The organism is Streptomyces sp. NBC_01006 (assembly GCF_045162725.1).
Classification (GTDB): domain Bacteria; phylum Actinomycetota; class Actinomycetes; order Streptomycetales; family Streptomycetaceae; genus Streptomyces.
The window spans coordinates 3,693,757-3,712,614 of sequence record NZ_CP108700.1 but is presented as its reverse complement, the minus strand read 5'-3'; the positions used below and the strand labels follow the sequence as shown (position 1 = coordinate 3,712,614).

At 71.6% G+C, this 18,858-nt stretch carries 18 protein-coding genes; 10 read left to right on the top strand and 8 right to left on the bottom strand.

Annotated features, from left to right (window positions below; genetic code table 11):
- Window positions 1–62 precede the first annotated feature (62 nt).
- From OG509_RS16800 to OG509_RS16785, 4 genes are all read left to right on the top strand, one after another.
- Window positions 63–1,259, top strand: coding sequence for an amidohydrolase family protein (locus tag OG509_RS16800; RefSeq protein WP_406183360.1), 1,197 nt, complete (start codon window positions 63–65; stop codon window positions 1,257–1,259).
- Complete coding sequence (locus OG509_RS16795) at window positions 1,259–2,422, top strand: acyl-CoA dehydrogenase family protein (protein WP_406183359.1); 1,164 nt, start codon at window positions 1,259–1,261, stop codon at window positions 2,420–2,422. The genes OG509_RS16800 and OG509_RS16795 overlap by 1 nt, the downstream gene beginning before the upstream one ends.
- Before the next feature lie 5 nt (window positions 2,423–2,427).
- Complete coding sequence (locus tag OG509_RS16790) at window positions 2,428–3,351, top strand: acyl-CoA dehydrogenase family protein (RefSeq protein WP_406183358.1); 924 nt, start codon at window positions 2,428–2,430, stop codon at window positions 3,349–3,351.
- Between the two features lie 359 nt (window positions 3,352–3,710).
- Window positions 3,711–4,145, top strand: coding sequence for an ATP-binding protein (locus OG509_RS16785; protein WP_385590297.1), 435 nt, complete (start codon window positions 3,711–3,713; stop codon window positions 4,143–4,145).
- A gap of 169 nt (window positions 4,146–4,314) precedes the next feature.
- Here the strand turns inward: OG509_RS16785 and OG509_RS16780 are convergent, their stop codons facing one another.
- Together OG509_RS16780 and OG509_RS16775 are read right to left on the bottom strand one after the other, a co-directional pair.
- Window positions 4,315–4,980, bottom strand: coding sequence for a response regulator (locus OG509_RS16780; RefSeq protein ID WP_385590299.1), 666 nt, complete (start codon window positions 4,978–4,980; stop codon window positions 4,315–4,317).
- Window positions 4,977–6,191: a sensor histidine kinase gene (locus tag OG509_RS16775; RefSeq protein WP_406183357.1), complete on the bottom strand. Its 1,215-nt coding sequence runs from the start codon at window positions 6,189–6,191 to the stop codon at window positions 4,977–4,979. Before OG509_RS16775 ends, OG509_RS16780 begins: the two co-directional genes overlap by 4 nt.
- A 149-nt stretch (window positions 6,192–6,340) precedes the next feature.
- Between OG509_RS16775 and OG509_RS16770 the strand changes: the two genes are divergently transcribed.
- Complete coding sequence (locus tag OG509_RS16770; protein WP_406183356.1) at window positions 6,341–6,931, top strand: hypothetical protein; 591 nt, start codon at window positions 6,341–6,343, stop codon at window positions 6,929–6,931.
- A gap of 156 nt (window positions 6,932–7,087) precedes the next feature.
- On the top strand, window positions 7,088–8,263 hold the full coding sequence (locus OG509_RS16765) for a UDP-N-acetylglucosamine--N-acetylmuramyl-(pentapeptide) pyrophosphoryl-undecaprenol N-acetylglucosamine transferase (RefSeq protein ID WP_406183355.1): 1,176 nt from the start codon (window positions 7,088–7,090) through the stop codon (window positions 8,261–8,263).
- Between the two features lie 9 nt (window positions 8,264–8,272).
- Here OG509_RS16765 and OG509_RS16760 read toward each other — a convergent pair whose 3' ends face one another.
- The 4 genes from OG509_RS16760 to OG509_RS16745 are packed head-to-tail and all read right to left on the bottom strand — an operon-like array spanning window position 8,273 to window position 11,859.
- Window positions 8,273–8,704, bottom strand: a complete 432-nt coding sequence (locus OG509_RS16760) for a low molecular weight phosphotyrosine protein phosphatase (RefSeq protein ID WP_406183354.1) — start codon at window positions 8,702–8,704, stop codon at window positions 8,273–8,275.
- Entirely contained in the window at window positions 8,704–9,837 is a 1,134-nt protein-coding gene (locus tag OG509_RS16755; protein WP_406183353.1) for a DegT/DnrJ/EryC1/StrS family aminotransferase, read from the bottom strand. Before OG509_RS16755 ends, OG509_RS16760 begins: the two co-directional genes overlap by 1 nt.
- A complete protein-coding gene (locus OG509_RS16750) occupies window positions 9,834–10,847 on the bottom strand; it encodes an ATP-grasp domain-containing protein (protein ID WP_406183352.1) in 1,014 nt (337 codons plus the stop codon). The genes OG509_RS16755 and OG509_RS16750 overlap by 4 nt, the downstream gene beginning before the upstream one ends.
- Complete coding sequence (locus tag OG509_RS16745) at window positions 10,837–11,859, bottom strand: dTDP-glucose 4,6-dehydratase (protein ID WP_406183351.1); 1,023 nt, start codon at window positions 11,857–11,859, stop codon at window positions 10,837–10,839. Before OG509_RS16745 ends, OG509_RS16750 begins: the two co-directional genes overlap by 11 nt.
- A 242-nt stretch (window positions 11,860–12,101) precedes the next feature.
- Between OG509_RS16745 and OG509_RS16740 the strand changes: the two genes are divergently transcribed.
- On the top strand, window positions 12,102–13,493 hold the full coding sequence (locus tag OG509_RS16740) for a sporulation protein (RefSeq protein ID WP_406183350.1): 1,392 nt from the start codon (window positions 12,102–12,104) through the stop codon (window positions 13,491–13,493).
- Window positions 13,494–13,656: 163 nt separating this feature from the next.
- Here the strand turns inward: OG509_RS16740 and OG509_RS16735 are convergent, their stop codons facing one another.
- Window positions 13,657–14,454, bottom strand: a complete 798-nt coding sequence (locus OG509_RS16735; protein WP_406187603.1) for a VOC family protein — start codon at window positions 14,452–14,454, stop codon at window positions 13,657–13,659.
- Window positions 14,455–14,552: 98 nt separating this feature from the next.
- Window positions 14,553–15,479 (bottom strand): cyclase family protein, encoded by a 927-nt coding sequence (locus OG509_RS16730; protein WP_406187602.1) that lies wholly within the window; start codon window positions 15,477–15,479, stop codon window positions 14,553–14,555.
- A 119-nt stretch (window positions 15,480–15,598) separates the two neighbouring features.
- Here OG509_RS16730 and OG509_RS16725 point away from each other — a divergent pair, with 119 nt between their 5' ends.
- Genes OG509_RS16725 through OG509_RS16715 form a run of 3 tightly spaced genes read left to right on the top strand, consistent with a single transcriptional unit; the run spans window position 15,599 to window position 18,827 of the window.
- Window positions 15,599–16,519, top strand: a complete 921-nt coding sequence (locus tag OG509_RS16725) for an SDR family NAD(P)-dependent oxidoreductase (RefSeq protein WP_403729059.1) — start codon at window positions 15,599–15,601, stop codon at window positions 16,517–16,519.
- Between the two features lie 14 nt (window positions 16,520–16,533).
- Complete coding sequence (locus OG509_RS16720; protein ID WP_406183349.1) at window positions 16,534–17,763, top strand: acyl-CoA dehydrogenase family protein; 1,230 nt, start codon at window positions 16,534–16,536, stop codon at window positions 17,761–17,763.
- Entirely contained in the window at window positions 17,760–18,827 is a 1,068-nt protein-coding gene (locus OG509_RS16715) for a Zn-dependent alcohol dehydrogenase (RefSeq protein WP_406183348.1), read from the top strand. Before OG509_RS16720 ends, OG509_RS16715 begins: the two co-directional genes overlap by 4 nt.
- Window positions 18,828–18,858: the final 31 nt, after the last annotated feature.

The window sequence follows — 18,858 nt, the reverse complement described above, 5'->3', positions numbered from 1 at the left end:
TCACGCTCGGATCCACTCAGGATCCACTCAGGCACTCATCCGGCTTGCGGCGAGGGGAAACCATGGAACTGCCTCGGATCATCAGCGTCGACGACCACGTCATCGAACCCGCGCACCTCTTCGACGTCTGGCTGCCGGCCAAGTACCGCGACCGCGGACCCAAGGCGCTCACCGCCGGGATCGGCGAGCTCCAGTACACCGGCGGCAAGTACGTGATCTCCATGGACCCCGACGGCCCGCCGACCGACTGGTGGATCTACGAGGACCTGAAGTTCCCGTACAAGCGCAACATCGCCGCCGTCGGCTTCGACCGCGACGACATGACCCTGGAGGGGATCACCCGCGAGGAGATGCGGCGCGGCTGCTGGGATCCGAAGGCGCGCCTCGCCGACATGGACCTCAACCACGTCGAGGCCTCGCTCTGCTTCCCGACCTTCCCGCGCTTCTGCGGCCAGACCTTCGCGGAGGCCCACGACAAGGAGGTCGCCCTCGCCTGCGTGCGCGCGTACAACGACTGGATGGTCGAGGAGTGGTGCGGCGACAGCGGCGGCCGGCTCATCCCGCTCTGCATCATCCCGCTCTGGGACATCGACCTCGCCGTCGCCGAGATCCGGCGCAACGCCGCCCGCGGGGTGCGCGCCGTGACCTTCTCCGAGATCCCGACGTACCTGGGGCTGCCCTCCATCCACTCCGGCTACTGGGACCCCTTCTTCGCCGTCTGCCAGGAGACGGGCACGGTCGTCAACATGCACATCGGGTCCAGCTCCCAGATGCCCGCCGCCTCGCCCGACGCCCCGCCCGCCGTCCAGGCCTCGCTCAGCTTCAACAACGCCATGGCCTCGATGATGGACTTCCTGTTCAGCGGGGTACTGGTGAAGTTCCCGACGCTGAAGCTGGCGTACAGCGAGGGTCAGATGGGCTGGATCCCGTACGCCCTCGAACGCGCCGACGACGTCTGGCAGGAGCACCGCGCCTGGGGCGGGGTCCGCGACCTCATCCCCGAGCCGCCGTCCACGTACTACTACCGGCAGATGTTCTGCTGCTTCTTCCGCGACAAGCACGGCATCGCCTCGCTCGACGTCGTCGGCCGCGACAACGCCACCTTCGAGACCGACTACCCGCACGTGGACTCGACCTTCCCGCACACCAAGGAGGTCGCCCTCGACCACGTGAAGGGCCTCGACGAGGAAACCGTCTACAAGCTGATGCGCGGGAACGCCATCCGCATGCTCGGCCTGTCCATGGACGAGAACCGCTGATGGATCTGACGTACACGCAGGAGGAGCAGGACTTCCGGGCCCGGCTGCGCGAGTGGCTCGGCAAGACCCTGCCCGAGCTGCCCGCCAAGCCGTCCCCCGACGACTGGCCCGGCCGGCGCGCCTACGACTGCGGCTGGCAGCGCAGGCTGTACGACGCCGGGTACGCCGGCTTGCACTGGCCCGCGGACGCGGGCGGGCGCGGGGCCACCCCCACCCAGCACCTGATCTTCCTGGAGGAGACCGAGCGCGCCGGCGCCCCGTACGTCGGCGCCAACTTCGTCGGACTCCTGCACGCCGGCCCGACCATCGCCGCCGAGGGCACGGCCGCGCAGCGGGCGCGCTGGCTGCCGCCCGTACTGCGCGGGGACGAGGTGTGGTGCCAGGGGTTCAGCGAGCCCGACGCGGGCTCCGACCTGGCCGCGCTGCGCACGCGCGCCGTGCGCGACGGCGAGGACTACGTGATCACCGGCTCGAAGATCTGGACCTCGCACGCGGAGGCCGCCGACTGGTGCGAGCTGCTCGTACGGACGGATCCCATCAGTGCGGAGACCCCCAAGCACCGCGGGATCTCCTGGCTGGCCATGCCCATGGACGCGCCCGGGATCACCGTCCGGCCGCTGCGCACCCTCGCCGGATCGACCGAGTTCGCGGAGGTGTTCCTCGACGAGGTCCGGGTGCCCGTCGCGAACCGGGTCGGGGAGGAGAACGACGGCTGGCGCGTCACCATGGTCACCCTCTCCTTCGAGCGGGGGACGGCCTTCGTCGGCGAGGTCGTGGCCTGCCGCCGCACCCTGGGCGAGCTCGCGCGCACCGCGAAGGCGAACGGCCGCTGGGACGATCCGGTGCTGCGGCGCCGGCTCGGGCGGCTGTACGGGGAGTTCGGCGCGCTGTGGCGGCTCACCCAGTGGAACGTCAGCGAGTCCGAAGCCTCGGGCGGGGTGCCGGGCGTCGGCGGCTCCGTCTTCAAGCTCGCCTACTCGCACGCGCGCCAGGAGCTGTACGACGCCGCCGCCGAGGTGCTGGGGGCGGACTCCCTCGCGCTGGACGGGGAATGGGCCCTGGACCGGCTCTCGTCCCTCTCGTACACGATCGCGGCGGGCACCTCGCAGATCCAGCGGAACATCGTCGCCGAGCGGATCCTCGGCCTCCCGAAGGGCCGGTGAGGGCCGTGGACTTCCGGTTGACGGACGAGCAGCGCGACCTGCGGGCCGGTGTACGGGAGCTGCTGGCGGGCCGGTACGGGCGCGAGGCGCTGCGGGCCTCGGTGGACGCGGGCGGGGCCCTGGACCGGGGGCTGTGGCGGGAGCTCGGCGAGGCCGGGTTCTTCGCGCTGCGGCTCCCGGAGGAGCGGGGCGGGGTCGGGCTGGGGCTGCCCGAGGCGGTCCTCGTCTTCGAGGAGGCGGGCCGGTCGCTGCTGCCGGGGCCGCTGGTCGCCACGCACCTGGCGGCGGGGACGGTCGCGGGGGCGGCCGAAGGGCGGGCGGTGGTCACGGCGTTCGACCTGGGCGGGTCGCTGGTGGCCCACCTCGGTGAGGCGGACGCGGTGCTCGCCGCGCCGTTGCTCCTTTCGGGTGAGCCGGTGCCCTCGGCGGACCCGCTCACCCCGCTGTACAGGGTGGCTTCGCGGGCGGCCGGCGGGGAGGCGTACCGCGACGAGGGCGCGCTGCTGACGGCCGCCCTCCAGGTCGGCAGCGCACTGCGCACGGTGGAGCTGGCGGTGCGGTACGGGCGCGAGCGCGAGCAGTTCGGGCAGCCGATCGGGGCGTTCCAGGCGGTCAAGCACCTGTGCGCGCAGATGCTGGTGCGGGCCGAGGTGGCCCGTACGGCGGTCTACGCGGCGGCGGTGACGGCGGACCCGGCGGAGGTGGCCGGGGCCAAGCTGCTGGCCGACGAGGCCGCCGTACGCAACGCCCGCGACTGCCTCCAGGTGCACGGCGGGATGGGGTTCACGTGGGAGGCGGACGTGCACCTGCACCTCAAGCGGGCCTGGGTGCGCGCCGAGCAGTGGCGGACGGCGGGGGAGGCGGAGGAGCTGCTGGCGGCCGAACTGGCGGCGGGGCCGGGGGCGGAGCCGGCGGCGGCTTCGATGTAGCTCCCTGGCATGTAGCTCCCTGTCACGAAATGGCGCGGGACGGGAGCGGGGTGGGGCACGGTCGGGACAGCCCGGGACGCATGTCCGATTACGGAGAGTTGATATCGGTTTGTGTCCTTGGCCCGGCTCATTGCGGCCCGGACTCCGGGGCCTGCTCCGGTACGCTCCCGGGAATGCGAGCGGCCCAGCAGCGCGAGCGACGCGCAGTATGCACCACGCCTACTCCTTCGCGCTGGAATATGCCCGAAGCGCTTGTTGTGGTGACTGTATGTCAACCATGCTGCTTCGTAAGGGGATCACACTCGGTGATCCCATCCTGTCGCGAGGCGAAGTGTCCGCCGGTTCGGATGGTGTGAGCGGTGCAGGTGCTTCAGGTACAGCTGGAGGTAGGACCGGACCCCGCCGAGGTCGGCCGGGCCCGCCGCTGGGCGCGGTCCCGGCTGGCGGGGTCGGGCATAGGGGACGACGAACCGCTCGCCGAGACGCTGATCCTGCTGATCTCCGAGCTGGTCACCAACGCGGTCGTGCACACCGGCTGTCCGGCCGTCCTGCGGATGCTCTTCGGGGAGCCGGGCGTTCGGGTCGAGGTCGCCGACGCCAGCGCCCGCGGTCCGGCCCGCAGGCAGGCCGCCGGGGACGACACGGGCGGGCGCGGGCTGGAGCTGGTGGACGGACTGGCCGACCGCTGGGGGTGGCAGCGCGAGGGAGCGGGCAAACGGATCTGGTGCGAGATCGACCGCGCCGACAAGCCCGCGGACTGCCGGTCGACGTGGGAACCGCGCGTGTACCTCTAACGAGGTGTTGACGGTTCGTCAACTGTTGATCACCCTTGTACTGAGCGATTCGTCGCGAGGGGACGCCAAGGGCAGACCTTGACGAGTGCGGGTCGTGGGGTGGCGGCTGCCGTGCCGCGCTCGGGGCGTGCACGACCGTACGCCGCCACCCACTGGTTCTCGTGCGGCCCTACCGGGGCGGCGCGACCAGGCCCATTTCGTAGGCCTTGATCACCAGTTGCACCCGGTCCCGGGCGTCCAGCTTCGTCAGCAGCCGGGCCACGTGCGATTTCGTCGTGGCCACCGTGATGAACAGGTCCTGCGCGATCTCGCCGTTCGACCGGCCCCGCCCCACCAGGGTCAGCACCTCCTGCTCCCGCCCCGTGATCGCCGGGACGCGCTCGGGAGCGGGCGCCGGGCCCGCGACGAAGTCGGCTATCAGGCGGCGGGTGACGCCCGGCGCGATGAGGGCGTCGCCCGCCGCGACCACGCGGACGGCGGCGAGGATGTCGTCCAGCGCCATGTCCTTCACGGCGAAACCGCTGGCGCCGGCGCGCAGCGCCCCGTACACGTGCTCGTCCTCGTCGAAGGTGGTCAGGATCAGCACGCGGGCGCCGCCGGGGTCGGCGGCCGTGAGCCGGCGGGTGGCCTCGATGCCGTCCATCTCCGGCATCCGTATGTCCATCACCACCACGTCGGGGGCGAGCTCGGCGCTCATGCGGACCGCCTCGGCGCCGTTCGCGGCCTCGCCCACCACCTCCAGGTCCGGGGTGTCGGCCATCAGGACGCGCAGCCCCGAGCGGACCAGGGGCTGGTCATCGGCGAGCAGTACCCGGACGTTGCCGATGCCGCTCATGCCTTCTCCTTCCGTTCCTGCGGTGCGGGTCGTTCCGGCTGCGGGAGGGGGAGGGCCGCCGTGACGCGGAAACCTCCGCCGTCGCGGGCTCCGGCCTCGAAGCGGCCGTTCAGCAGGGCGGTGCGCTCCCGCATGCCCGTGAGGCCGAACCCGGGGCCGGGTGCGGCGCCTTCCGGGAGGCCGCGCCCGTCGTCGGTGATCTCCAGGGCCAGTTCGTCCCGTCCGTACGCGATCTCCACCCGGCAGCCGTCGGCGCGCGCGTGCCGGACCACGTTGGTCAGTGCCTCCTGCACGATGCGGAACGCGGCCAGCTCGATGTCGCCGGGCAGCGGCCGCCGCTCCCCCGACCACACCACGTCCACCCGTACGCCCGTATCGCCCGCGGTGGCCGCGGCGAGCCGGTCGACGCCGTCCAGGCCCGGCGCGGGCGCCAGCGACGCGGGCTCCGGTGACGCGGGCTCGCTGCGGCGCAGGGCGACCAGCGTGCGGCGCAGCCCCGCGAGGGTCTCGCGGCTGGTGGCCTCGATGGCCCGGAGCGCCTCGCGGGCCTGTGCGGGCTGCGTCTCGATGACCCGGCTGCCGACCCCGGCCTGGATGGCGATGACGCCGATGCTGTGGGCGACCATGTCGTGCAACTCGCGGGCGATGCGCAGCCGCTCGTCGGTCAGGGCCTGTTCGGTGGCCCGGGCCTGCGCCTGCGCGGCGGCCTCGCGGCCGCGCCGTACGGAGTCGCCCATCAGCCAGGCGAGGACGACGATCGGCAGCTGGCTCTGGGTGAGGACGCCGGCGGAGCCGGTCGCGGGCAGCGCGAACTGGGCGGTGAGCAGCAGCAGGACGGTGATGCTCACGGCCGACAGGGTCACCCGGCGCGAGCGGGTGGCCGCGACCGCGCCGAGCGCCACGGCGGCGGGCAGCACCGTGACGAGGGTGAGCTCGGGGCTCCGGCCGAGGAAGAGCACCAGGTACGTGCCGAGGAGCATCAGGGAGAGGGCGGTGAGCGGCGTCCGCCGCACCAGGAGGGCGCCGGTCAGCGCGAAGGCGATCGCGAGGAGCGGCCCCACTTCGAAGATCCGGTCCCCGACGCCGAGGGGGACGCGGAATGCGAGGTTCCACAGTACGAGGGTGCCGAGCGCGGCGCCCGTCCACAGGGCCGCGACCCGCCACCGAAAGGCCGGCCGACCCCCGCCCACCTGCCCTGATGAGATGTCCATGCCGCGACCCTAACGGCCGCTCCGGGTACGGACATCGGCCTGCGGGATGCATCCCGCAGGGGGGTGTGGGGGCCGGTGGTAACGCGGCATTCCGCTTCGAGGACAATTGGGGACGCACTCGACGTTACTGAGCAGTAGGAGCAAGCGCGTTGAACCAGGACAGGCGCCGCCAGGCCGAGGACTTCCTGCAGCCGGACGAGCGGTTGATCGCCGTATGTGCCTGCGAACCGGGTCCGGGCGTGCCGAGCCCGCCGGAGGACCTGCTCGCGCCGCCGGAGCCGGCGGCGCTCGGCCGGCGGATCGAGGAGAAGCTCCCGCGCCCCCTCCAGCAGTTCTTCAAGGCCCGCGCGCACGACGAACGCCGGGACGACCCGGCGGCCGACCGGCGCCCGGACCCGGCGGACGGCCCCGGTATGGAGGGTGGCTGGCAGAGCGCGGCCGGCCGGTTCCTGATCGGCCGGGCCAACGCGCGGGGCGCGGCGACGGACGTCCTCGTCGTGACGGACCGGCGCTGGTTCGGCCTGACGGACGTCTCGCCGCTGTGGCAGTCGACGCCCACGATGAAGCAGTTCTGGGAGGTCCCGCGGTCGGCGGTCACCGTCGTCCGCGCGAACGCGACGGGCCTGCACCAGAAGGGCCGCATGCACATCGAGTTCGCCGACCTCTCCTGGGTCGCCGTAGTGGCCCAGACTCCCGCCGAGGCCCCCGCCTTCGCAGCCGCCGCCGCCCGCTACCGCTGAGACGCCGGCTACGGGCTGGGGGTGGCCGGGTGCCGCAGGGGGGGCTAGGTGGAGGTGGCGTACGAGCAGTACGCGCCATTCGGGGTGGAGCCCGTCGCGGAGCACGACGCTGCACCCTTCAGAGTGAGCGGCTGGGCAGCCAGTAGGGTGCGTGGGGTGAACACTTCCTCCGCGCTGCCGCGTTCGTTCCGTCTCCTCGTGACGGGCGGTGGGACTGGCGGTCACACCTACCCGGCCCTTACGGCGATCCGGACTTTGCAGGGCCGCCTCGCGGATGCGGGCAGCACGCTGGACGTCCTGTGGATCGGAACTGCGGAGGGTCTTGAGGCGCGTGTCGCTCCGGCGGAGGGGATCGCGTTCAGGACGGTGGCCACGGGGAAGATCCGTCGTTCGGCGAACCCGCTCAAGATGATGTCCGCCTCGAATGTGAAGGACATGGCCCGGGTGCCGCTCGGTGTGGCCCAGGCCCGGACGATCGTGTCCGAATTCCAGCCGGACGTCGTTCTCGCGACGGGTGGGTACGTTGCGGTCCCGGCCGGGCTGGCCGCGCGGCTGTGCCGCCGTCCGCTGGTCCTGCACGAGCAGACCGTCCGGCTGGGCCTGGCCAACCGCAAGCTCGCGAGTTCAGCGACGCGTATCGCGGTGTCCTCGGAGTCCTCGCTGGCGGTGTTGCCTGCCAACGTGCGCGAGCGTGCGATCGTCACCGGGAACCCGGTGCGGCCGGAAGTGCTGGGCGGCCAGGCGGACAAGGCGGTCGAGGCACTGAACCTGTACGGGTTCGACCGGCGTCTGCCGACGGTCTACGTCACCGGTGGGGCGCAGGGCGCGCAGCAGATCAATGCTGTGATCCGGGACGTGCTGCCTTGGCTGCTGAGTCACGCGAACGTGATCCACCAGTGTGGTCCGGGGAACGTCGATGAGCTGCGGGTGGCCTCTGCCGGGCTGGACCCGGTTCTCGCGGGCCGGTATCACTTGACCGGGTTCGTCGGTCCGGAGCTGCCGGACGTGCTGGCGCTGGCCGACATCGTGGTGTCCCGCAGCGGGGCCGGAACTTTGGCTGAGCTGACCGCACTCGGCAAGGCGGCGGTGTTCGTCCCGCTCGCCACGTCGGCCGGCAATGAGCAGGCGCACAATGCCCGTCATCTGGCCGACGCGGGTGCGGCACTCGCTTTGCTCGGCGAGGTCACCGGACAGGCTCTGCAGAACGCGGTGGGCCCGCTCCTGACCGACCCCGCCCTGCGGGCGGCGATGGCGGAGCGGGCTCGGGCGCATGGGCGGCCGGATGCGGCGGACAGGCTCGTGGACGTGGTGCTGTCCGCCGCATCCGGCTGATCATCCGCATTACGGGCGGCGTCGTCCGATGTGCAGGGCTGTGCCGGCCTCGATCATCACGGCGCAGTCGTTGAACGTGTCCTCGTCCTGGCTCATCGGGTCGGGAACGTCGCGGCCGGGGAGGTAGAGGCGGAGTTTGTGGGTGTTCTGGCCGCCGTCGATGGCGCGGAGCGTGCCGAGGACGGCGGCGTCCATCGCCAGGACGTCATCCGCCCAGTCCAGGTCCTCCAGGGTGATCTGCTGTCCGCGGTGGTGGGTGAGGTCGTGCCCGAACCGGCGGGCGGCGTTGATCATGGACGGGTTGGCGGGCTGGTCCTGCCATTTGCCGATCAGCCCGGCGGAACGGACGGTTACCGCCGCCCCGCCCCTGCGGGTGAGCGCGACCTGAGCGAACGGGCTTCGGCAGTGGTTCCCCAGACATACGGTCAGGATCTTGCGCATCACGATCCTCCGACGGACTTGAGGGCCTGTTCGAGCGAGGTCACCACACGGTCGATGTCCGTCTCGGTGAGGTGCTGGTGGAACGGCAGGCTGAGGATCTCCTCACCGGCTTGCTCGGTGGCCGGCAGGCAGCGGTGCCAGGCGGCGAACGCGGGCTGGAGGTGGTTGGGCGGGTAGTGGACACCCACTCCGATGTCCCGGCCCCGGAGGTTGGCGAACACCTCGTCCCGGTTGGGCACACGGACCTGGCACAGGTGCGGCACGGCGTGTTCCACGTCGACATCGACGAGCGTCACGCCGTCCAGCGGGGCGAGTGCGTCCCGGTAGGTACGCCACAAGTGCCGGCGGGCGTCCTCGGTGGCCTGGAAGCCGTCGAGCTGGACCAGGCCGACGGCGGCGTTGATGGCTGAGAGCTGGTAGCGCAGGCCGAAGCCGTCCACGCGGTAGCTGGTGGTGTTCGCGCGCTCGCCCTGGGACTGGACCACGCCCAGGAGCCGGATCCGCCGGATCGTGTCGGCTTCCGCGGGCGTGCGGGGGATGACCATGCCGCCCTGGCCGCAGGTGAGGTTCTTGACAGGCCCGAACGAGAAGCAGGTCAGCGCCCCGTCCGCCCCGACACGGCGTGTGCCGTGTCGGGAGCCGAAGGCGTGCGCCGCGTCCTCGATGACGACGACGCCTCGTTCATCGAGCTCCTCCCGGATGACGCGGAGGTCGATGGGTCGGCCGCCGAACAGGACCGGGAGGACGGCGGCCGTCTTGTCGGTGACGGCATCCATGAGGAGCTGGTCACTGACACACAGGGTGGCGGGATCGATGTCGACGAACCGCGGGGTGGCCCCGACGGCCAGGATGGCCTGCACGGTCGCGCAGAACGTCATGGACGGCACGATCACCTCGCGGCCGGGGCCGATCCCGGAGGCGAGCAGGGCGGTGTGGAGGGCTGCGGTGCCGGAGGCGACGGCCACGGCCTCGGGGACGCCCAGGAAGTCGGCGATCCGCCGCTCGAACTCCTCGGTGACGTCGCTGTGTCCGTACTGCCCACCTTCCAAGACGCCCGCGATCGCTGCGGTCTCCCGCCCGTACAGGTGCGGGCTGGCATTGCGCCGGGCATCGGGCCTCGCTGATGCGGTCATCGTGCTTCTCCCTTCACTGCGGTCGTGCGCTCAAGCTCGGCGACGTCGCCGACGGCCAGGGTCTCGATGTAGTTGGTCAGGAACACGCCGGCCCGGTAGGTGAGGCGGCTGTGGTCGACCGGCAAGCCGAACAGGCCGTTGACCATCTGTCCGACGAGGTCCGCTCCGGCTGCCTCGGTCAGGGGGAAGCCGCCGGCGATACGCAGGTTCAGCTCGGTGATCGTGATCGTGCCGTCGCCGCAGACGAATCCCTGGACGCAGCAGACCCCTGAGGCGTCGACGGCGCTCAGCGTCTGCACCACGAGGTCGCGCACGTTCAGGTCATCGAACGTGGTGGACACCGCGGCGAGGCCCGCCTTGACCAGATCCCGGCGGCGCAGAATGACCGAGGCGCGTCCTGTCCGGTCCACCAGGCAGTCCGCCGTGAACTCGCAGCCGTAGATCCGCTCCTGCACGATGGGCTCGGGGACGAGCTCGCACAGAACGCGCGCGTGCTCCCGGCGACGGACGAAGTGGACGTTTTGCGCGCCATGGCCGTGCCGGGGCTTGACGACCAGCTGGGTGCCGTCCGGAACCTGGTCGATCTCCTGCGGCCGCCAGGTGCGCGGGGTCGCGATGCCGTGCTCGTTCAGCACCTCGTGGAAGAGGGCCTTGTCCGTACAGGCGCTCACCGACCAGGCATCCGGGAGCCATAGGCGTACGCCCTGGGCGTCCAGTTGGTCCACCATGCTGGTCAAAGGCGCCAGGTCCGGCTCGATACCGGCCACCACTGCCTCCACCGCAAGCTCCCGGCACAGGCGGGCCATGACGCCGGGGTAGTCGGGGTCACTGGCGAGAGGGATGACCCGGGGTACTGCGGAGGGCAGCAGGAACCCGGGGGCCAGCGGGTTCGCGTCGGCCGCGACGACCGTGTGGCCCAGGCGCATGAGGCTGCGGGTCAGCCCGAAGCCCGGGTTGGCGCCGACACCGGTCACCAGGATCCTGCGCGGGATGTGCCGGTCAGTGGGCATGGGCTTCCTCGCCTGCGGGTGCGGCCGTGTCCGTGGCTCGGGCGGCGTACGGGGTGCGCGTCATCGGGGCCCAGCGGTCGGGGTTGCGCCGGTACCAGTCGACGGTTTCGGCCAGACCCTCGTCGAGGTCGCGGGCCGGCCGGAAGCCGAGAAGGGCGACTTTGTCCCAGAGCATCGAGTACCGCAGATCGTTGGCCTGCCGATCGGGAATGTAGGTCACCGAGTCCCAGTCCTTGCCGCACAGGGCCAGGAGTTTGGCGGTCAGGTCCCGACCCGTGAGGTCCGTGCCGCCGCCCAGGTTGTAGATCTCGCCCGGCTCCCCTTCGCACAGCACGAGTTCGACGCCCGCGCAGTTGTCCTCGACGTGCAGCCAGTTCCGTACGTGTTGACCCTGGCCGTGCAGGGTCACCTTCTCGCCCCGCAGGAGTCGGGTGATGAAGAGGGGGATGATCTTCTCGGGGAACTGGTGGGGCCCGTAGTTGTTCGAGCTGCGCGTCACGCAGACCGGCAGGCCGTACGTCTGGAAGTGGCTCAGGGCCACGAGGTCGCTGGCAGCCTTCGACGCGGCGTACGGGACGCTGGGCTGTACGAGGTTGTCCTCGCTCGCCGAGCCTTCGGGAAGTGATCCGTACACCTCGTCCGTCGAGACGTGCACGAATTTCTCGATCCCGTGGCGTCCGGCGGAGGCGGCGAGGGTCTGCGTGCCCAAGACGTTCGTCGTGAGGAAGTTGGCGGCCGTGGTGAGAGAGCGGTCGACGTGGGACTCGGCGGCGAGGTGGACGACGGCCGTGTGCCGGGCCATGAGCTCGTCCACGAGCGGCCCGTCGAGGATGTTGCCATGGACGAATGCCAGCCTCGGGTCGAGGAAGGCCTCCCCCAGGTTCTCGGTGTGCCCCGCATAGGTGAGCGCGTCCAGCACGGTCACCCGGGACACGTCGTCCCGGCGCAGTATCCGCCGGACGAAGTGCGAACCGATGAAGCCGGCACCGCCGGTGACGAGGACTTCGTACATCTGACACCCACTTTGGTCGTGGACCGGGAAGGGACGGCGGATCCCCGCGACTGCGGGGTGCGTGCCTTTCGGCGAGCCGCCGCCTGCATCCAGAGAACCGCCGGACCTCAGGTGCGCGGGAGGCGAACTAGGGGGGCGAACAACGCACATCCGGTTCCCGCGCGTCGCCCTCGCGTCCTACGCTCGGATCCCGCACCCGCGGCATCCACGCCGCAGGACACCGGCTGGCATGAGGGGGCTCGGTGGCGCCCACGAAGGACCGCCAGGGCCATCCGAACGAGGATCTGGCCCGGCTCGTCAAACAGGCGGGAGCGAGCCACAAGTCCCTGGCCGCGCAGGTCAACAAGCTCGGAGCCGCGGCCGGTGTACCGCTCAAGTACGAACACACCAGTGTCGCCAGATGGGTGAATCTCGGAATGATTCCGCGCGGCCGGACGCCGGAGTTCCTGGCCGCTGCGCTGGGCGAACGCCTCGGCAGAGCGGTGAGCGTGACCGAGATCGGCATGTACAGCAGGTCGGGCGGAAACCCTGACGTGGGGTTGGATTTCGCCCGCGACCCCGTCGATGCGATCCGTGTCGCCGCGACCTACTGGAGAACCGTGGACCGCTCCCGCCGTCAGCTCATCAGCAACGGCTTCGCCATCGCCGCCTTTGCCACCCCGGTCACCCGCTGGCTGGCCAAGCCGACCGACGCCGCGACCGCGCACGAAGGCGGCCGACAGGTCGGACGCAGCGACCTCGCTGAGCTGTGGAAGGCAGCCGATGAAGCCCGGCTGTGGGACTCTCGCTTCGGCGGCGGGAACTGGAAGGCCAGCTCCGTCACCGAATGCCTGCGCCTGAACGCCGCACCGCTGCTGACCGGCACCTACACCGAGACTATCGGGCGTGAGCTGTTCGCGGCGACCGCTGAGCTGTCCCGGGTCGTGGGCTGGTCAGCGGTCGACACCGGCCACCACGATGTCGCCCAGCGCCACTTCGTCCAGGCCCTGCGCCTGGCACGGGTCGGCGGCAACGTGGAGAGCGGCTGCTACGTGCTGGCCACCATGGCCCTGCAGACCTTCCTGCGAGGCTACCCCGACCAAGCCGCTGACATGGCCGAAGGCGCCTACGAGCGCGGTCTCGGACACGCCGCACCCAGAGTGCTGGCCTTCGCGAAGCTGGCCGAGGCCCGCGCTCACGGGCGAACCGGAAACGCCAAAGCGGCCAAAGCCGCACTCGGCCGGACCGAGGAGCTACTCGACTCCATCCGACCGGGCAGTCACGACCCGGAGCAGCTCGCCTACATGACCCACGCCCGGCTCGCCGCCGACGCCACAGAAGTACACCGCGACCTCGCCGACCCCAAGGGCGCCTTCGCCTGGAACGAGCTCGCCGAGCCCATGCCGGCGGACCGCTTCACCCGCGCCACCGGCATCCGCATGGCCGTCCTGGCCACCAGCCACCTCCAGAACCGCGAACTCGAACGCGGCCTCACCGCCGCGAACACCTCGCTGCGCATCCTCAGCAACGTCCACTCCTCCCGCGCCCACAGCTACCTCCACGACGTCACCCGCGCCCTCACACCCTGGAAGGGGCACCCCGAGGTTGCCGACCTCATCCAGCGCACCCGCACCGGGCTGCCCGCCGCAGCATGATTCCGGCGGACGACCGCTGGGTGGATCACAGCGCACGGCAGGTGTCCGTGGCGCTGCCGCCAGCGGTTGGTCCTGCGGGCGGCGAGGCTGGAGGGGCTGGTCGAGCGGGCGCGGGTTCGGGGCCGTTGCCCCGGCCGGGGGCCGGGGCGACGGGCGGGCTCGCTTACGCGGGCTGCTCCGGTGTGGTTGCGGTGATCACCGCGAAGGTGCCGCCCTGGGGGTCGGCGAGGACCGCCATCCGGCCGGCCGCCATGTCGAACGCCGGGGCCCTGACGCTGCCGCCGGCCCGGACCAGGGCCGCCTGGACGCTGTCCACGTCGTCGACGTGGAAGTACGGAAGCCAGTGCGGCGGAACCTCGGCCGGCAGCGCGGCGAGGTCCATCATCCCGCCGACCGCGCGACCGCCGACCTTGAACTCCGTGTACCCCTCGGCGCCCGGCATCTGCGACTTCTCCGTGCTGATCGGCAGCACGGCGGAGTAGAACGCGGCGGCGGCCTCGGTGTCGCCGGTGCTCAGTTCGTTCCAGATCAGCGCGCCGTGCTCGTTGACGATGCCCGCGCCCGCGAACGTGCCGTACTGCCAGAGGCCGACGGCGGCGCCGGTCGGGTCGGTGATGACGGCCATCCGCCCGAGGTCCATGACGTCCATCGGGCCCATCATCACGGTGCCGCCCGCGTCGGTGACCGACTTGAGGGTGGAGTCGATGGCGTCGGTGGCCAGGTACGTGGTCCACACGGTCGGCGGCATCGGGTCCGGCACCGTCCCGTCCGGGTTGGAGGCGCGCATGATCCCGGCCACCGGCTTGCCCTTGAGGGTGCAGACGGAGTAGCCGCCGGTCTCCGCCGGACCGACCTCCCCCTGCCAGCCGAAGAGGTCGCGGTAGAAGTCGAGGGCGGCCTGCTGGTCGGGGACCATCAGGTCGATCCAGCAGGGGGTGCCGGACGTATAGGGGCCGTTCATTTCGGGCACGGATGCCTCCGGGGCTGGCGATGAGGGGTTGGACGGCCCCTCCCTACCCTGCCCCCGGCGGCCGAATCGGGCCGTACGGCTGAATGTGTTCAGAGGACGGCCACCGGGGCGACCGGGGTGCCCACGCCGCCGACGAAGGGCTCCGCCATGGCCGACAGCAGGAAGCTGTAACGGTTCTCTTCTGCACAGGCTGTGGACAACCTTTCGAGGTTCCAGTTCTGGCCCTGGTGCATGCCCATCTCCACCAGGTCCAGCGCGTGCACGGGCAGCCACAGGTTCTCGATCTCCGGCGGGAAGATCTCGAAGGTCAGGGTGTCATTGGCGACGGCCGCCACGTCCCGCGCGTGGAACCACTCCGGCGTACGGACGGACAGCCCGGGCGAGGGGAAGCCGTAGCCGTGCTTGTCTCCCGCCAGGTAGACCTGGATCTGGCCGGTGCGGACCAGGACGACGTCGCCCGCCCGGACGGTGACCCCGCCGAACTCCTCCGCCTCCGCCAGGTCCTCGGGGGTCACCGCGTGGCTCCCCGGCAGCCGGTCCAGGCCCTTCGCGCGGGCCACGTCCAGCAGGACCCCCCGCGAGACGATGGGGGTGGCCTTGTCGATGCCGCTGAACTCGGCGCGCGCGTGCGCGGTGATCGTGGACGCGGGACGGCCGTTGTAGATGCGGCCCGAGTGCGAGACGTGCGTCAGGGCGTCCCAGTGGGTGGCCGACTGGAGGCCCATCGTCACGGCGTCGTCGCTGCACGCCACCGTGCCCGGCCCGAAGAGCTCCTGGTTGATCTGCACCATCGTGTGCAGCGGGTTGACCCGCCCGGGGATCAGACCCGCCTGCACCCCGTCCTCCTTCAGGGGGAGCGCAAGCGGGATCCGCAGACCGGTGCGGACCTCGGCGGCAGCCGCCCGCACCACCTCCGCCGTGATCAGGTTCAGGGTGCCGATCTCGTCGTCGGCGCCCCAGCGCCCCCAGTTGTTGATGCGCTTGGCGATGTCGTGGAACTCGGCGGGCAGGGTCATGGCTTCCATCAGCTCCTGGGGTGCGCTGGGGCAACTAACGGCAACTAGGGCTTGTGCCTGGGCATCTGACTGGTCATAGAATCTAACGGACCGTCAGAAAACGCGGGAAGGGGTCGGGCGTGGGGAACTTCTTGGCCGGCAAGGTCGTGGCCGTCACCGGCGCGGGCCGGGGCATCGGGCGGGCCGTGGCACTCGCGGCGGCCGCCGAGGGCGCCAAGGTCGTCGTCAACGACTACGGCGTCGGCATCGAGGGCGGGGAGCCGACGAGCGAGATAGCCGACGGCGTGGTGAAGGAGATCCAGGCCGCCGGCGGCGAGGCCGTCGCCGTCGCCGACGACATTTCGACCATGGCGGGCGGCCAGCGCATCGTCGACACCGCCCTCGCCCGGTACGGCCGTATCGACGGCGTCGTGTGCGTCGCCGGCATCCTGCGCGAGCGGATGCTGTTCAACATGTCCGAGGAGGAATGGGACCCGGTCGTCGCCACCCACCTCAAGGGCACCTTCACCGTCTTCCGCGCAGCCTCCGCCGTCATGCGCCGCCAGGGCTCCGGCACCCTCATCGGCTTCACCAGCGGCAATCACCAGGGGTCCGTCGCCCAGGCCAACTACAGCGCCGCCAAGGGCGGGATCATCTCCCTCGTCCGCTCCGCCGCGCTCGGGCTGGCCAAGTACGGGGTCACCGCCAACGCCGTCGCACCCGTCGCCCGTACCCGGATGTCGGCCAACGTGCCCATGGAGCTGAAGGAGATCGGCGAGCCCGAGGACGTCGCGGCGCTCGTCACCTACCTGCTCTCCGACAAGGCCGTCGCCGTCGGCGGCGAGAAGATCACCGGGCAGGTCTACACGATCGCCGGCCCGAAGATCGCCGTCTGGGCGCAGCCGCGCGAGCTGCGCGCCGGCTACGCCGAGGGCTCCTGGACCCCCGAGAAGATCGCCGACTTCCTGCCCGGGACGGTGGGCACCGACCCGATGCCGATGCTCGCGCAGCTGGAGGCCATGGCCAAGGCGGCGGCCGCCAAGGACCGCCCCAACGCGTAGGGAGCCCGGACGACATGGACTTCAGCTTCGGGGCCGGGGACGAGGAGCTCCGCGCCCGCGCCCACGCATGGCTCACCGGGCACCTGGTGGGTCCGTACGCGGACGCCCTCGGCCTGGGCGGGCCCGGCAGCGAGCACGAGGGGGTCGAAGCCCGGCGCGCGTGGGAGCGCGAGCTGGGCCGGGGCGGCTGGATCGGCCAGGGCTGGGAGCTGCCGTCCGGGGCGTACGGGCAGCAGCGGCTCTCGCTGACCGGCCAGGTCGTCTGGGCCGAGGAGTACGCGGCGCTGCGCGCACCCGGCCGGGTCGGCCACATCGGCGAGAACCTCCTCGCGCCGACCCTGATCGCGTACGGGTCCCAGGAGCAGCGGGACCGCTTCCTGCCGGGCATCGCGCGCGGCGAGGAGCTGTGGTGCCAGGGGTACAGCGAGCCGGGAGCCGGCTCGGACCTCGCGGGGATCCGTACGACGGCGGTACGGGAACATCGTCCTGAAACGGACGGCCTGCTGCGGGTCACCGGGCAGAAGATCTGGACCTCGCTGGCCCAGGACGCCGACTGGTGCTTCGTCCTGGCCCGGACCGAGCCCGGCTCGCGGCGCCACCGCGGACTGTCGTTCCTGCTCGTACGGATGGACCAGCCGGGGCGGGTCGAGGTCCGGCCGATCCGCCAGATGTCGGGGACGAGCGAGTTCAACGAGGTGTTCTTCGACGGGGCGGTGGCGGCGGAGGTCGTCGGCGGGGAGGGCAACGGCTGGACCGTGGCCATGGGGCTGCTCGCCCTGGAACGCGGGGTCTCGACGCTCGTCCAGCAGATCGGGTTCGCGGCGGAGCTGGAGCGGGTGGTGGGGGCGTACGTCTCCTCGGGGGGCGCGTACGCGGCTTCGGGCACACCGGACCCCGTACTGCGCGAACGCCTCGTACGGCAGTGGGCCGAGCTGCGCACGATGCGCTGGAACGCCCTGCGGACCCTCGGCTCCACCGGCGACCCGGGCGCGCCGAGCGTGGCCAAGCTGCTGTGGGGCGGCTGGCACCGCCGGCTCGGCGAGCTGGCGGTGGCGGTCCGCGGAGCCGGGGCCTGCGCCGGGCCGGCGGACTGGGCGCCCGGGACCCCGTACGAACTCGGACTCGACGAGGAGCAGCGCCTGTTCCTGTTCACCCGCGCCGACACGATCTACGGCGGTTCGGACGAGATCCAGCGGAACATCATCGCCGAGCGCGTGCTCGGCCTGCCTAAGGAGTCCAGGTGAGAGGCGTCGTGTTCGACGGCAAGCAGGCCCAGGTGGTCGAGGATCTGGAGATCCGCGATCCGGGGCCGGGGGAGGTGCTGGTCGCGATCACGGCGGCCGGGCTGTGCCACAGCGACCTGTCGGTGATCGACGGGACGATACCGTTTCCGCCGCCGGTGGTCCTGGGCCACGAGGGCGCGGGGGTGGTGGAGGCGGTCGGGGCCGGTGTGACGCATGTGGCGCCGGGCGATCACGTCTCCCTGTCCACCCTCGCGAACTGCGGGGCCTGCGCGGACTGCGACCGGGGCCGGCCGACCATGTGCCGCAAGGCGATCGGAATGCCTGGGCAGCCGTTCTCGCGGGGCGGGAAGCCGCTGTTCCAGTTCGCGTCCAACTCGGCCTTCGCCGAGCGGACCATTGTCAAGGCCGTCCAGGCGGTGAAGATCCCGGCCGACATCCCGCTGACGTCGGCGGCGCTCATCGGCTGCGGTGTCCTGACCGGCGTGGGGGCCGTGCTGAACCGGGCCCGGGTCGACCACGGCGAGTCGGTGGTCGTCATCGGCACGGGCGGCATCGGGCTGAACGTGATCCAGGGCGCGCGGATCGCGGGCGCGGGCACCATCGTGGCGGTGGACGCGAACCCGGCGAAGGAGGCCGTGGCCCGGCAGTTCGGGGCCACGCACTTCATCGACGCGTCAGCCGTACCCGACTCCTCGGCGGCGGTGCGCGAGGTCCTCCCGACGGGCGCGGACCACGCCTTCGAGTGCGTGGGCAACGTCAAGCTGATCCGCCAGGCCATCGACCTGCTGGACCGGCACGGGCAGGCGATCCTGCTCGGGGTCCCGGGGTTCAAGGAGGAGGCGTCGTTCATGGTCTCGTCCATGTACCTGGACAAGACCATCATGGGCTGCCGGTACGGCTCCTCCCGCCCGCAGCGGGACATCGCCCTGTACGCGGAGCTCTACCGGCAGGGCAAGCTGCTGCTCGACGAACTCGTCACGGAGACCTATCCGATCGAGGACTTCGCGAAGGCCGTGGACGACGCCCGGCACGGCCGGGTGGCGCGCGGAGTGCTCACGTTCTGACGCGTACGACGGGAAGGCCCCGCCTCCGGCC

Coding starts and splice junctions, on each gene's coding strand:
- OG509_RS16800 (WP_406183360.1), top strand. CDS start 63: ATGGAACTGCCTCGGATCATCAGCGTCGACGACCACGTCATCGAACCC.
- OG509_RS16795 (WP_406183359.1), top strand. CDS start 1,259: ATGGATCTGACGTACACGCAGGAGGAGCAGGACTTCCGGGCCCGGCTG.
- OG509_RS16780 (WP_385590299.1), bottom strand. CDS start 4,980: ATGAGCGGCATCGGCAACGTCCGGGTACTGCTCGCCGATGACCAGCCC.
- OG509_RS16775 (WP_406183357.1), bottom strand. CDS start 6,191: ATGGACATCTCATCAGGGCAGGTGGGCGGGGGTCGGCCGGCCTTTCGG.
- OG509_RS16760 (WP_406183354.1), bottom strand. CDS start 8,704: ATGCGCAAGATCCTGACCGTATGTCTGGGGAACCACTGCCGAAGCCCG.
- OG509_RS16755 (WP_406183353.1), bottom strand. CDS start 9,837: ATGACCGCATCAGCGAGGCCCGATGCCCGGCGCAATGCCAGCCCGCAC.
- OG509_RS16750 (WP_406183352.1), bottom strand. CDS start 10,847: ATGCCCACTGACCGGCACATCCCGCGCAGGATCCTGGTGACCGGTGTC.
- OG509_RS16745 (WP_406183351.1), bottom strand. CDS start 11,859: ATGTACGAAGTCCTCGTCACCGGCGGTGCCGGCTTCATCGGTTCGCAC.
- OG509_RS16735 (WP_406187603.1), bottom strand. CDS start 14,454: ATGAACGGCCCCTATACGTCCGGCACCCCCTGCTGGATCGACCTGATG.
- OG509_RS16730 (WP_406187602.1), bottom strand. CDS start 15,479: ATGACCCTGCCCGCCGAGTTCCACGACATCGCCAAGCGCATCAACAAC.
- OG509_RS16720 (WP_406183349.1), top strand. CDS start 16,534: ATGGACTTCAGCTTCGGGGCCGGGGACGAGGAGCTCCGCGCCCGCGCC.